The 13,140-nt window shown below is 71.4% G+C and carries 9 protein-coding genes; 6 read left to right on the forward strand and 3 right to left on the reverse strand.

Features of this window, described 5'->3' with window-relative positions:
- Window positions 1–230 precede the first annotated feature (230 nt).
- The 3 genes from ACIO6U_RS08610 to ACIO6U_RS08620 all read left to right on the forward strand — a co-directional run bounded on the left by ACIO6U_RS08610 (window position 231) and on the right by ACIO6U_RS08620 (window position 4,495).
- Window positions 231–1,508: a hypothetical protein gene (locus ACIO6U_RS08610; RefSeq protein WP_401716712.1), complete on the forward strand. Its 1,278-nt coding sequence runs from the start codon at window positions 231–233 to the stop codon at window positions 1,506–1,508.
- Between the two features lie 87 nt (window positions 1,509–1,595).
- Complete coding sequence (locus ACIO6U_RS08615) at window positions 1,596–3,965, forward strand: tetratricopeptide repeat protein (protein WP_401716715.1); 2,370 nt, start codon at window positions 1,596–1,598, stop codon at window positions 3,963–3,965.
- Window positions 3,966–4,039: 74 nt separating this feature from the next.
- Window positions 4,040–4,495 carry a flavin reductase family protein gene (locus ACIO6U_RS08620; RefSeq protein WP_401717164.1) on the forward strand — a complete coding sequence of 152 codons (456 nt, stop codon included), beginning with the start codon at window positions 4,040–4,042 and terminating at the stop codon, window positions 4,493–4,495.
- A gap of 203 nt (window positions 4,496–4,698) precedes the next feature.
- Here the strand turns inward: ACIO6U_RS08620 and ACIO6U_RS08625 are convergent, their stop codons facing one another.
- The 3 genes from ACIO6U_RS08625 to ACIO6U_RS08635 all read right to left on the reverse strand — a co-directional run bounded on the left by ACIO6U_RS08625 (window position 4,699) and on the right by ACIO6U_RS08635 (window position 9,298).
- Window positions 4,699–6,519: an ABC transporter permease/substrate binding protein gene (locus ACIO6U_RS08625; RefSeq protein ID WP_401716718.1), complete on the reverse strand. Its 1,821-nt coding sequence runs from the start codon at window positions 6,517–6,519 to the stop codon at window positions 4,699–4,701.
- Window positions 6,512–7,780 carry a glycine betaine/L-proline ABC transporter ATP-binding protein gene (locus tag ACIO6U_RS08630; RefSeq protein ID WP_401716721.1) on the reverse strand — a complete coding sequence of 423 codons (1,269 nt, stop codon included), beginning with the start codon at window positions 7,778–7,780 and terminating at the stop codon, window positions 6,512–6,514. The genes ACIO6U_RS08625 and ACIO6U_RS08630 overlap by 8 nt, the downstream gene beginning before the upstream one ends.
- A 198-nt stretch (window positions 7,781–7,978) precedes the next feature.
- Window positions 7,979–9,298: an MFS transporter gene (locus tag ACIO6U_RS08635; protein WP_401716725.1), complete on the reverse strand. Its 1,320-nt coding sequence runs from the start codon at window positions 9,296–9,298 to the stop codon at window positions 7,979–7,981.
- 72 nt (window positions 9,299–9,370) lie between these two features.
- Between ACIO6U_RS08635 and ACIO6U_RS08640 the strand changes: the two genes are divergently transcribed.
- From ACIO6U_RS08640 to ACIO6U_RS08650, 3 genes are all read left to right on the forward strand, one after another.
- Window positions 9,371–10,177, forward strand: coding sequence for a DeoR/GlpR family DNA-binding transcription regulator (locus ACIO6U_RS08640; RefSeq protein ID WP_355336345.1), 807 nt, complete (start codon window positions 9,371–9,373; stop codon window positions 10,175–10,177).
- Window positions 10,178–10,545: 368 nt separating this feature from the next.
- The gene (locus ACIO6U_RS08645; protein ID WP_401716728.1) at window positions 10,546–11,991 is read left to right on the forward strand and encodes a family 2B encapsulin nanocompartment shell protein; all 1,446 of its coding nucleotides are present in this window, start codon (window positions 10,546–10,548) and stop codon (window positions 11,989–11,991) included.
- A gap of 47 nt (window positions 11,992–12,038) precedes the next feature.
- On the forward strand, window positions 12,039–13,118 hold the full coding sequence (locus ACIO6U_RS08650) for a family 2 encapsulin nanocompartment cargo protein terpene cyclase (RefSeq protein ID WP_401717167.1): 1,080 nt from the start codon (window positions 12,039–12,041) through the stop codon (window positions 13,116–13,118).
- Window positions 13,119–13,140 lie beyond the last annotated feature (22 nt).

Below are 13,140 nucleotides of genomic sequence, written 5' to 3' on the forward strand. Positions count from 1 at the left end.
CGGCGGCCAGCCGCGGCCGAAGACCGCTCGACGGAACCGGGAGGAGGAAACCCCATGAAGAAGATGTCGATCCGCAAGGCCGGCACCATCCGCCTGACCAGCTCCGCGTACTACTGCTGCTCGGCCCTCTAGCAACACCGCCGGAGCCGGGCCCTGTTGACCACTTCGCGCAGGCCCCGGCTCCGGTGACCGGCTCCGGTCACCGACTTCCCCGTAGAGAGGCACCCCGCATGACCGTGACCTCGTCGGACGGCACCACGACCGCGCCGGACGGCGGCGGCGGCGCGGTCCTGCTGCACAAGCTCACGATGATCCCCGAGGACGACGGCGTGATGGTCGGCCGTCCGGACACCGCCTCGTACGCCGTCTTCCCCGAGGAGGGCGCTGAGGCGCTGCGGATGCTGGAGGCCGGGGTGCCGGTGGCCGAGGTGGCCGCCTGGTACGAACGGACCTGCGGCGAGCCGCTGGACGTGGACGACTTCCTCGACGTCCTGGCCGATCTGGGGTTCCTGCGCGGGAACGGCGAGGACGAGCCGGCCGGCCCGGTGCGCTGGCAGCGGCTCGGCGCCTGGACGTTCTCCTGGCCCGCCTGGCTGGTCTACCTCGCGCTGATGGTGACCGCCGCCGCCTGGATGATCAGGGACTCGTCGCTGCGGCCCTCGTACCACGACGTGTTCTTCACCGACCATCTCGCGCTGATCCCCATTGCCCTGACGGTCGTTCAGATCCCCTGCATCCTCGTGCACGAGGGCTATCACGCCCTGTCCGGGCGGCGGTTGGGGCTGCCGTCCACGCTCACGATCAGCCGCCGGCTGTACTACCTGGTCGCCGAGACCCGGCTGGACTCGCTGTTCAGCGTGGAGCGCAAGCGGCGCTATCTGCCGTTCGTGGCCGGGATGCTGGCCGACGCCGTGCTGATCTCGGGCCTGACGCTGCTGGCCGTGGCGCTGCGCGGACACGGCCCCGCGTGGATCTCCGCCCTGATGCTGGCGATCTCCTTCACGTGTGTGATGCGGCTGCTGTGGCAGTTCATGTTCTACCTGGAGACCGACCTCTACTACGTCCTCACCAACGCCCTGCGCTGCTCCGACCTCCAGAACGCCGCCCGCTTCCAGGTGCGTACGCTCTTCCGCCGCTGGACGCGCAGGCCGCCCCCGGTGGCCGACCCCGACGCCGAATGGTCCGACCGCGACCGGCGGATGGCGCGCTGGTACGCGCCGATGCTGGTGGTCGGTTACGGATTCTCGCTCGGCAGCCTGCTGTGGGCGGGGATTCCGACCACCGTGCACTTCTGGTCGCAGATCAACAACCGCTTCAGCGATTCCGGGACGGCCACCAGCGGGATTCTCGACGCGATCAGCTTCGTCGGCCTCACCGCACTCCAGTTCGGTCTGCTGCTTTACGTGACAGTACGGGACCGGCGCGCCGCGAAGGAATCCCGTGGGGATTCGGAACGGGAAGAGGAGGGCCCGAACGGCCAGGAGCCGGAAATCGCAGGCGTCGCTTAAAGCACGTCTTTCCTCTTGGAGCGCTCGGCTCGCTTCCCCCGCTTTGTTCGCTCGCCCCGCTTTGCTCGCTCGCCCCGCTCGGCTCGCATGAACCCCACGAACCTCAGGAACTCCCAGGAACTCCAGGACCACAAGGAGCACTTCATGACCTCGTCCCCGCCTCGGCACTGCTGGGTCGCCGCCACCGGCACCGCCGCCGACCCCGCCGACCCGGCCGGTTCCGTCACGTACGGCGACCTCCCGCCCACGCCCGAGCCCGATATCGACGTGCGCTGTCACCGCCGGCTGCGGGGCCCGTACACCGGGGGCGGGGCCCTGCTGCGCGCGGTGATCCCCGAACTGGCGGGCGAGCACGACGAGTTCATTGCCGCGCGGGCCACCGAGGTGATCTCGCTCGCACCCGACCTGGCACCCCGGGTGCCGATCGCGCCGCAGACGCTGACCGCGCTCGCCAGCCGCGCCGAGCGCACCCGCTTCTACTCCGTCGCCCGTACGCTGCGCGTCTCGCACGGCGTCGCCGAGCTGCTGACGGACTGGGCGCGTACCGTCCGCCCCGGCGGTACGGTGATCCGCTTCCGTGAGCTGGACGACGCCGACCCCACCGACCGTGAGCTGGTCTCCGTCCTGCTGCGGCGCTGCGACCCGGCCGTCCTGCGGCTGGTGGTGGAGACGGACGGTCTCGCCGACGACGAGTTGGGGCAGGCGCTGCGCACGTACGCCGACCGGGCCGCGCCGGAAGCGGCCGGGACCCCGGACGAGCGGCCTGCCGAGCGGCCTGCCGAGCTGCCGGACGAGCACCTGGAGGGCGCCGATCTCGCGCAGCTCTTCATCGACGCGGACGGCACCAGCAAGGACCCGCGACTGATCGCCGCCTACGAGGCGTTGGACCCGGCCGAGCGGGCCGCCCGGCACAGCGCCCGCGCGGAGCTGCTGGCCGAACGCGCCGAGCCGGGTGTGTCGTTGGGCGCGCACCTGTACCACCTGGAGCACGGCACCGACCCGGCGGCCGGGGCGGGCACCGCCTTCGTGGACGCCTGCGAGTCCTGCTTCGACAGCGGCTTCTACGAGGCGGCGCTGGAGATCTCGCAGCGCGGGCGGGCGCTGTTCGGCGACGCGCGGCCCAAGCCGTACTGGAACCTCACCAACAAGATCGGCGCGTGCCTGTCGTATCTGCGGCGCGGCGAGAAGGGCTTCTCGTACTTCGCCGAGCTGCGGTCGGGCAGCACCGAGCCCGAGATCCACATGAATAGCTGCTACATGATGGCGATGCTCTACACCCGCCACCTGCCCAAGGGCATGCACGACGAGATGCGGGCGCTGGAGTGGGTCAACACCGCGATCGCCATCGCGGACTGGAACCCGGACCCGCACCGCCGGGTCTTCGTGGGCGCTTTCATGCGGAACGCGAAGGCGCTGGTCGAGCTGCACCGCGCCGACCTGGACGCGGCGCTGGCGCTGGTCAACGACGCCATCGCGATGACGGACGAGGATCTCGGCCCGGACGAGCAGCTTCTGCACCGCTCGGTGCTGCGCTACAACCGCGCGCAGATCCTGGCCGCGCGCGGCGACCACGAGGGCTCGCTCGCCGACTACGACCTGGTGATCAGCCGCGACCCCGACTACGGCGACTACTACTTCGAGCGGGCCGGAGGGCGGCGCGCCAACGGGCAGTTCGACGCGGCGCTCGCCGACTACGCCGAGGCGATCCGGCTCAGCCCGCCGTTCCACGAGGCGCACTTCAACCGGGCCGATCTGCTGCGGGAGTTGGGCGACGAGGAAGCCGCGCTGCGCGATCTGGACTACGCGGCGATCCTCGACCCCGGCCACGTCGACACCCTCGTCAACCGGGCCGACCTGCTGATGGCGCTCGGGGAGATCGAGCAGGCGACGGCGGACGTCGAGGCGGGCCTCGCGCTGGACTCCAAGAACGCCAACCTGCTGTGCGCGCAGGGGACTCTGCTCGCCGAGTCCGAGCACGTCGACGCGGCCTTCACCAGTTTCACCGCCGCCCTGGAGTCCGACCCGTCGTTCGTGGCCGCCTGGGTCAACCGGGCCGTGCTGTCGTACTCCGCCGGGCGGCTGCCGGAGGCCGTGGACGACCTGGACCACGCGATCGAGCTGGCCGACGATCCGGTGCTGCGCGGCAACCGGGCGCTGGCGCTGTACGACCTGGGCGCGTACGAACGGGCCCTGGCCGACCTGGACATCGCGATCCCGGCGCTCGCCGACGAGGACCCCGACCTGCTCTACCGGCGCGGCGCCGTACGCCTCGCGCTCGGCGAGACGGACGGCGCCTTCGCCGACTGGCGCGACCACCTGGCGGCCTACGGGGAGGGCGAGGCGTCGCCCTTCGTGGAGGAGATCGCCGAGCGGATGCGGGAGTTCGTGCCGGGCGACGGGGAGTCGGCAGCGGGCGGCCGGGAGTCGGTACCGAGCGGCCGGGAGGGCGCGGCGTGACCGCGTCCGCCGAGGCGCCCGCCTCCGTACCGGAGTTGGAGGCGGGTGTGGGGCCCGGGCTCTACCGGGCGGTGATGCGGCAGCACGCGAAGGGCGTCGCCGTCATCACCGCGGGCGAGGACGCCGGGCCGCCGGTCGGCTTCTGCGCCACCTCGCTGACGTCGGTCTCCCTCGACCCGCCGCTGGTCTCCTTCACCGTCGGCCTGCACGCGGCGTCCTTCACCGCTGTGGAGAGCGCCCGCCATGTCGCCGTCCACCTGCTCGCCGAGGGCCAGGAGGACACCGCCCGGCGCTTCGCCCACGGCGGGGCCGCGAAATTCGGGGCGGCCACCGCCTGGCACCGGGGGCCGCGCGGCCTGCCCGTGCTGGACGATGTCCTCGCCGCGCTGATCGTCTCCCTCGTCCAGCTCGTGCCGGTCGGCGACCACGCCCTGGCCATCGGCCGGGTCGTCGAGGCCACCCACGTCCCCTCCCCCGCCCGGCCGTTGATCCACCACGACGGCGCGTTCGTCCATCTGGCGCTTCCCTAGGGCTCGTTGACCGCCCGGCGGGACGACGCCGCGGGCTCCCCGTCCACCGTGCGGTGGACAGCGGAGTACCCGTACGGTCGTCCCGCCGGGCCGTCCGCCCGGTCGACCGGCTCCGCGCCCGGCCGGAGCGCCCCCGGCTGTCCGGGCGCGATGCGGTACGGATTCCGCGAACCCCTCTTCCGCGTCGCCGGCGTGACGGAAGGTCAGCCGGTGGCGGTCACCGGCGCCATCTTGTCGGCGATCCCCGGATTCTTCGCGAGCCACTTCTTGACGCCCGCCGCCGTGTTGTCCTGGCCGGCGGACTGGATGTCGGCCTCCAGGGAGCTGAGCTGCTCCTCGGTGAGGTGGAAGTCCTTCATCCAGGCGGTGACCTGCGGCAGCTTGTCCGCCCGGCCCTTGTTGGCCAGATTGTGGATGGAGTCGGCCTTGCCCCACAGGCCCTTGGGGTCGGCGAGCTTGGTCAGCTCGTACGTGCTGTAAGCCCAGTGCGGGGACCACAGGACGACGGCGACCGGCTTGTGCTGCGCGTAGTCCCGCTTCAGCTCGGCGAGCATGGCGGAGGTGGAGCTGCTGACGACCTGGTACTCGCTGTCGAGGCCGTAGCCCTTGAGCACCGTGGAGTTGAGCAGCTTCATCTCGCCCGCGCCCGGCTCGATGCCGATGATCTTGCCGCCGAACTCCTTGCCCCGGCCCTTGAGATCGGCCATGGACGAGACGCCCTTGACGTAGGACGGGACGGAGACCTCCAGGGACGTCTGGTCGTACCACTTGCCGAGGTCGGCGTAGTCCTTGCCGTACTGCTGGAGGTAGGACGCGTGCGTGGTGGGCAGCCAGGCGTCGGTGAGGTAGTCGAAGTTGCCGGTGGACAGGCCGGTGAAGGCGGCGCCGGGGTCGTAGGTGTTGACCTGGGCCTTGTAGCCGCGCGAGTCCAGGACCTCCTTCCACAGGTTGGCCGACGCGATGGACTCGTCCCAGTTGAAGGAGCCGATCTTGACCGTCCGGCCCTTGCCGACGTCCGCCGAACCGGCCGTCGCGGGGCCGTCGTCGGAGTCGCCGCCGAAGATGCCGGTGCCGCAGGCGATCAGGGCGAGCGCGACGACGGCGGACAGGCCGACGGCGGGGCGCGGGCGGTAGCGCAGCACGCTCAGGCCGCGCGTCGGGAGCTTCGCGCGGGCCAGCGCCAGGGCGCGGCGGCCCAGCGGCGAGACCTGGTCGCCGAGCGCGCCGGTGATCCGGTCGAGGTAGATGGCCAGGATGACCACCGCGATGCCGCCCTCGAAGCCGAGGCCGATGTTGACCTGGCTGATCGCGCCGAAGACGGTCGAGCCGAGCCCTTCGGCGCCGACCATGCCGCCGATGACGACCATCGACAGCGTCAGCATGATGACCTGGTTGACGCCCGCCATGATGGTCGGCAGCGCCAGCGGCAACTGCACGCGCATCAGCGTGCGGCCCGGCGACGTACCGAACGCGTCGGCGGCCTCGACCAGTTCCTCGTCCACCTGCCGGATGCCCAGCTCGGTCATCCGGACGCCGACCGGCATCGCGAAGACGATGCAGGCGATGACGGCCGGGACCGTGCCGAGGCTGAAGAAGATGATCGCCGGGATCAGGTACACGAAGGCGGGCAGCGTCTGCATGACGTCGAGCACCGGCCGGACGACCATGCTCGCGGTCCGGCTGCGTGCCGCCCAGATGCCCAGCGGCACCGCGAGCAACAGGGCCACGACACCGGAGACGACGACCAGGGACAGCGACTGCATCGCCTCGTCCCACTGCGCGATGGAGTCGATCAACGCGAAGCCGAGGAAGGCGAGTACGCCCGCCGGGAGGCCGCGCATCCACAGCGCGATCACCGCGAGGATGGCCGCCATGAGCAGCGGCGGCGGGCCGCCGAGCACCCATTCCACGCCGTCGTACATGTGGTTGACGACGCTGCTGATCGCGTCGAAGAGCCAGGAGAGGTGGTCCGTCAGCCAATTGACGGCGTCCTCCGCCCAGTTACCGAGGTGAATCCTAGGCACGGGCGGCCTCCTTCCCTTCGAAGGACCCGGATTCGACGGAGCCGGAATCGACGGAGCCGGAATCGGGCGCGGTCTCGTCCTCGTGGTCGCCGAGCGCCGCGAGCAGCGCGACGCGCGGGATCACTCCGGTGAGCCGCCCGTCGTCGTCCACGACGGCCAGCGGCAGCTTCGTCCGCGAGGCGGGCGTGAGCAGGCCGGACAGCGGGGTGTCGGCCTGGGTCGTCACGCAGTCGGTGTCCATGAGGTCGCGCACGGTGCCATCGTTGTCAGCCTGCGTGCAGCTGACCTCGGTGACCGTGCCGACCAGCTTGCGACCGCCCTCGGCCCCGCCCTCGACGACGAAGGCGGCGGACGCGTGGTCGTCGCGCAGGACGCTCATCGCGGCGCGCGGCCCGTCGTCCGGGCTGACCATCACGCGCGGTTCCTCCATGATCGAGGCGGCGGTGAGCACACGGGAGCGGTCGACGTCCTGCACGAAGCTGGCCACGTAGTCGTCGGCCGGTTCGGTGAGGATGTCCTGCGCGGTGCCGATCTGGACGATCCGGCCGTCGCGCATGACGGCGATACGGTCGCCGAGCCGCATGGCCTCGTTCAGGTCGTGGGTGATGAAGACGATGGTCTTGCGCAGCCGCTGCTGGAGTTCGAGGAGCTGGTCCTGCATGTCGCGGCGGATCAACGGGTCCAGCGCGGAGAACGACTCGTCCATCAGCAGCAGTTCGGCGTCGGTGGCCAGCGCGCGGGCCAGGCCGACGCGCTGCTGCATACCGCCGGACAGCTCGTCGGGCCAGGACTTCTCCCAGCCGCTGAGGCCGGTCATCGCCAGCGCCTCGGCGGCCTTGGCCTCGCGCTCCTCGCGCGGGCGGCCCTGGACTTCGAGGCCGTAGGCGGCGTTCTCCAGCACGCTGCGGTGCGGGAAGAGCGCGAAGTGCTGGAAGACCATGCTGATCCTGCGGGAGCGCAGGTCGCGCAGGGCCTTCGCGGACAGGGCCGTGAGGTCCCGCCCGTCGAACAGCACCCTGCCCGAGGTGGGCTCCAGCAGACCGTTCAGCATGCGCAGCAGGGTGGACTTGCCCGATCCCGACAGGCCCATCACGACGAATATCTCGCCGGGTTCCACGGTGAAGGAGGCGTCGACGACCGCAGCGGTCGTCCCTTCCTCCCTCAGTTTCTCGCGGTCGGCGCCTTCCTGAAGCCGACGTACTCCTTCCTTCGGCCTTCTGCCGAAGATCTTGCTTACGTGCTCGACGACGAGCTGTGTCACGGTGGCCTTTCGGGGCAGGGGACAGAGCGGAGCCGAACCTTCCGACTCCGCGTCGCCGCCTACCCGAGGTCACACGCAGCGCAAACAAGACGGCTTAAATCGGTCCTCTATGCCCGATTTGATGCTGCTTTGCGGGGCAGCTCATTGTGACCGGATCGTGTCCAAGAACGCAGAGGACTCGTCAGCCCCGCCTGACACTCAGGCCCCGTGCGGCGCACTGGCGGCGTCCGTCTCCGTCATCGTGTCCGTCTCGGCCGCCGCGCCTGTCCCGGCCGCCGCGTCAGGCTCGACCGCCGCGTCAGGCTCCGCGTCCGGCTTCAGGGTGCCCGCCGCGACGCTCGCGATGACACAGAAGGCGACCGGCAGGGCGAAGGTGGCGTTCAGCGGCATGAAGTGGGTGAGCGGGCCGATGACGGCCGGGCCCGCGAGCATGCCGAGGTAACCGAGGCCCGCCACGCGGGAGACGTTGGCGCCCGCCGCGTCCTTGTCCGCGTGGCCGGCGGCGCTGAAGAGCTGCGGGATGCAGCCGGACAGGCCGATACCGAAGACCGTCCAGCCGATGAGGGCCAGCGGGACGCTGTTGGACAGCGCGGCAGTGGCGAGACCGACGGCGCCGAGGGCGGAGCCGTACCGCAGGACCGCGACCGTGCCGACGCGGGCGGCGACCGAGTCGGTCAGGAAGCGGCCGACGGTCATCGCGGTGGCGAACGCGCCGTACGCGAGGGCGGCGGTGGCCTGCGGGGCGTCGAGGACGTCGCGCAGGTGGAGCACGCTCCAGTCGTTGGCGACGCCTTCGCTGAGCATGAGCATCAGGGCGAGGGCGGCGAGGATCCAGATACGGGAGGGGGTCTTGCGCGCGGACTTGGCCGCCGCCTTGGGCGTATCCGTGGCCGTGGCCGTATCTGTCGCCGCGCCCGTGGCCGTATCCGTGGCCGCGCTCGCGTCCGCCCGCTCGGCCACTTCCTTGGGGAGCAGCGCCGGGGCGGCCAGGGCCATGACGGCGAGGCCGACCAGGGCCGCGGCGCCGAGGGTGACCGCCGGGCTCCAGCCGAGCTTCAAGGTGAGCGCGCCGAGCAGGGAGGCGATGACGCCGCCGACCGAGAAGACGGCGTGGAAGGCGGACATGATGGGCCGGGCGTATCCGTGCTCGACCTGGACGGCGTGGGTGTTCATGCTGACGTCGAGGGAGCCGTTGCCGAAGCCGAAGACGAACAGGGCGGCGGCCAGCGCCCACGGGTTGGTGGCCAGGCCCGGCAGGACGACGGCCGCGGCGCACAGCGTGGCGCTCGCGGGTACGACCTTGCGGGAGCCGATCCGGTCGGTGAGGGGCCCGGCGAGCTGCATGCCGATGAAGGCGCCCCCGCCGAGCAGCAGAAGGAGCCAGCCGAGCACGGCGTGGCTGATGCCCACGCGGTGTTCGATGGCGGGAATGTGCACGATCCACATGCCCAGGACGAAGCCGTTGAGAGCGAAGAAGGCGAAGGTGGCCAGCCGTCCGGCCCGCAGGGATCTCTCCATGGTTCGAACGTAACGAACAGATTCTCTGTTTGTAAAGTTGCAATCCGAACATCTCGGGTGTTCGATTGCGTCATGGCGAGTACGGCGGGCGGTACTGAGGGAACGGGCGGCGCGGCGCACGCCGGGGCGGCGGAACGGCTGCGGCGGATCGCGGAGGCCGTGCGCGAGGCGGGCCGGATGAGCGTCGCGGACCTGGCGGAACTCACCGACACCTCCGAGATGACGATCCGCCGCGACCTGGAGGCGCTGGCCGAGCAGGGCGTCATCGAGCGCTACCGGGGCGGCGCCCGGAGCCTGCTGCTGCGCGGCGAGGAGCCGCCGTTCGCGCTGCGCGCGCAGGACGGGAGCGACGCGAAGCGGCGGATCGCCGCCGCCGTCGCGCAGATGCTCACCGACGGCGAGTCCGTCGTGCTCGACAGCGGCACCACATGTCTTGAGGTCGCGCGCGCCCTGGAACACCGGCGCCTGACCGTCATGCCGCTGTCCCTCCACGCGGCCAACGCCCTCACCGGCGCCGCCCACGTCAAGCTGCTGCTGCCGGGAGGCGAGCCCCGCCCCGGCGAACTCGCCCTCACCGGACCGCTCACCGAGGCGTCGCTCGCCTCCCTGCGCTTCGACACCGCCGTCATCGGCTGCTGCGGCCTGACCGCGGCCGACGGCCTCACCGCCTACGACCTCGCCGACGCCGCCGTCAAGCGCGCCGCGATCTCCGCCGCCCGCAGGGTCATCGCCGTCGCCGACGCGGCCAAGTTCTCCCGTACGGCGCTGGCGTTCGTCGCCGCGCCGACCGCCCTCGACGCCGTCGTCACGGACGGAGCGGCCCCCGCCGAGGAGACGGAAGCCCTCGCGGCGGCCGGAGTCACGGTCCACACCGTCTGAGACGTGTCCCTCGGGGGCCCTTCCCGCCTCCCGCGAACGGCGCGCGGGCAGGGGGCGCGCCGGGGTGAAACCTTGCGACGGGGGGATCACCCGAACCCGTGAAGGGTGGGGAAAACGCCTGGCGGCGGCGTTGTGGCGGCGGGCTGAGGTGATCGCGGGGGCGCGCGCCCCTTCCCGCCTCGGCCGGCAGGTTTGCACCACTCGCGGCGCGAAGTCGCCCCCCGCGCGCCGTACCGGGACGGCGCCCCGGGCTGTTTCGCTGGTTCCCGTGCGGTGGGCCGTCCGGTCCCGGGGCCGTTCGGTCCCGCGGGCCGTCCGGTCCGCAACTGGCCTGTGCGCACAGCTCTGTTCCCCGTCCCGGAGGCAAAGTGCCCGCTTCGGAAAGCACCATCAGCCCCACGACCGACGAGCCGCCGCCCGCCGCACCCGGCGACGGCGCGCGGCTCACCAGCCTCAGCACCCTGGGGGCGCGGCAACTCGCCACCACCACCAAGTCAGAACCGCAGATGCGCGGGATCAGCTCGCGCTGGCTGCTCAGGATGCTGCCCTGGGTGGACGTCCCGAGCGGCACCTACCGCGTCAACCGCAGGCTCCAACTCCACGTCGGCCAGGGCAGGGTGAGCTTCGACCAGAACGGCGCCGACGACGTCCGGGTGATCCCGGAGACGCTGACCGAACTCCCGGCGCTGCGCGGCTACCAGGACACCGACGTGCTGCGGGAACTGGCCGGCCGCTACGAGGTCCGCCAAGTGCGCGCCGGAGAAGCGCTGTTCACGGCAGGGCAGCCGATCACCGACACCTACCTCGTCGTCCACGGACGGCTGACCCGGTACACCGAGGGCAAGTACGGGGAGGAGGCGGTCACCGGAGTCGTCACCGACGGCGGCCAGTTGGGGAACGAGGCCATCGGCCAGGACGAGCCGCGGTGGACGTCCTCCGCGCGGGCCGACACCGCGGCCGTCCTGCTCACCGTCCCCTGGACCGTCGTCGCCGAAGTCGCCGACCGCGTCCCCTCCTTCGCCGCGCACCTGGCCGCGTACGCCGAGCGGCAGCGGCGGCCGACGAACCGGCGCGGCGAGGCGGACGTCCCGACGCAGGCGGGGCACCGCGGCGAGCCGTCGATCCCCAGCGGCTACGTGGACTACGAACTGGCCCCGCGCGAGTACGAGTTGTCGCTGACCCAGACCGCGCTGCGCGTGCACAGCAGGGTCGGGGACCTCTACAACGACCCGATGGACCAGACCCAGCAGCAGCTCAAGCTGACCATCGAGGAGATCCGCGAACGCCAGGAGTGGGAGCTGGTCAACAACCGTGACTTCGGGCTGCTGCACAACACCGAGTACGACCAGCGGATCAGCACCTTCAGCGGGCCGCCGACACCGGACGACCTGGACGAACTGCTGTCCATGCGGCGCGGCACCCGCTTCCTCATCGCCCACCCGAAGGCGATCACCGCCTTCTTCCGGCAGGTGAGCAAGCGCGGTCTGATGCCGGGCCTCGCCGACGTCAACGGGCACGCGGTGCCCGCCTGGCGCGGTGTGCCGCTGCTGCCCTGCGGCAAGATCCCGGTCACCGGGCACCACACCAGCAGCATCATCGCGCTGCGTACCGGTGAGGACGACCAGGGCGTGGTCGGCCTGCTCCCGACCGCGCTGCCGGATCAGCTCCAACCGGGCCTGAACATGCGCCACATGGGGGTGAGCACGACGGCGGTCATCAGCTATCTGGTCACCGCCTACTACTCGATGGCGATCCTCGTGCCCGACGCGGTCGGCATCCTGGAGAACGTCCAGCTCGGCAGGACCGTCGAGTGACCGGGCCGAGCGTGGACCACGCGACGGGCGCGCCCCCGGACACGGACGTGTCGCGGGCGGCGGCCACCACGGTGGCCGCCGCCACCCCGACCGTCCCCCGGCAACTGCCCGGTCCGCAGAATCTCACCCGGACGCTCAAGGCCCGGCGCACCGGGGCCGTTCCCGGTCTCAGGTACCAGCCCGCGCCGCCCGTGGACCAGGCGAAGGTCGACGAGGTGGACCGGCGGCTCGAGGAGTGGGCGCGCGGCCTCGACCTGTTCCCGCCCGCGTGGAACGGGGACTTCGCGGGATTCCAGTTCGGCCGGGCCGTGGTGCTCCAGCATCCGGGCGCCGCCGACCTCGAACGGCTCACCGTCGCGGGCGAGTTGCTGCTCGCCGAGAACCTGGTGGACTCCTGCTACTGCGAGGAGGAGGAAGGAAGAGGCGGTTCCCACCAGGGCCTCGGCGGGCCGCTGCTCATGGCCCAGTCGGCGATCGACCCGCACCACGGCACGCCCGAGTCCGAGGCCCAGTGGCGGCTCGGCATGCAGGCGGACGGGCCCCTGCGCTCGTACCACTGGGCGATGAGGGACTACGCGGAGTTCGCCACCCCGAGCCAGACCACCCGCTTCATGCACGACATCGCCCGGCTGCACCTGGGCTATCTCGCCGAAGCGGCCTGGGCGGAGAAGCGTTTCGTCCCGCAGGTGTGGGAATACCTGGTGATGCGGCAGTTCAACAACTTCCGCCCCTGCCTGTCGATCATCGACGCGGTCGACGGGTACGAGCTGCCCGAGGCCGTCTACGCGCGGCCGGAGATCCAGCGGATCACGGCGCTGGCCTGCAACGCGACGACCATCGTCAACGACCTCTACTCCTTCACCAAGGAGCTGGAGGGCGACCCGACGCACCTCAATCTGCCGCAGGTCGTGGCCGCCAACGAGGGATGCGGCCTCAAGGCGGCCTATCTGGAGAGCGTCGAGATCCACAACCGGATCATGGGCACCTTCGAGGAGGAGGCCGCCGCCGCGTCGGCGACGTCACCGCTGGTCGCGCGGTACGCACGCGGGCTGTCGGACTGGGTGGCCGGCAACCACGAATGGCACGCGACCAACACCCACCGATACCGCCTGCCCAACTACTGGTAGGCGCAGGCTGCTTCACCCGCTC

Origin of the sequence: Streptomyces sp. NPDC087422, assembly GCF_044744145.1 — a bacterium.
In the GTDB taxonomy this organism is placed as follows: domain Bacteria; phylum Actinomycetota; class Actinomycetes; order Streptomycetales; family Streptomycetaceae; genus Actinacidiphila.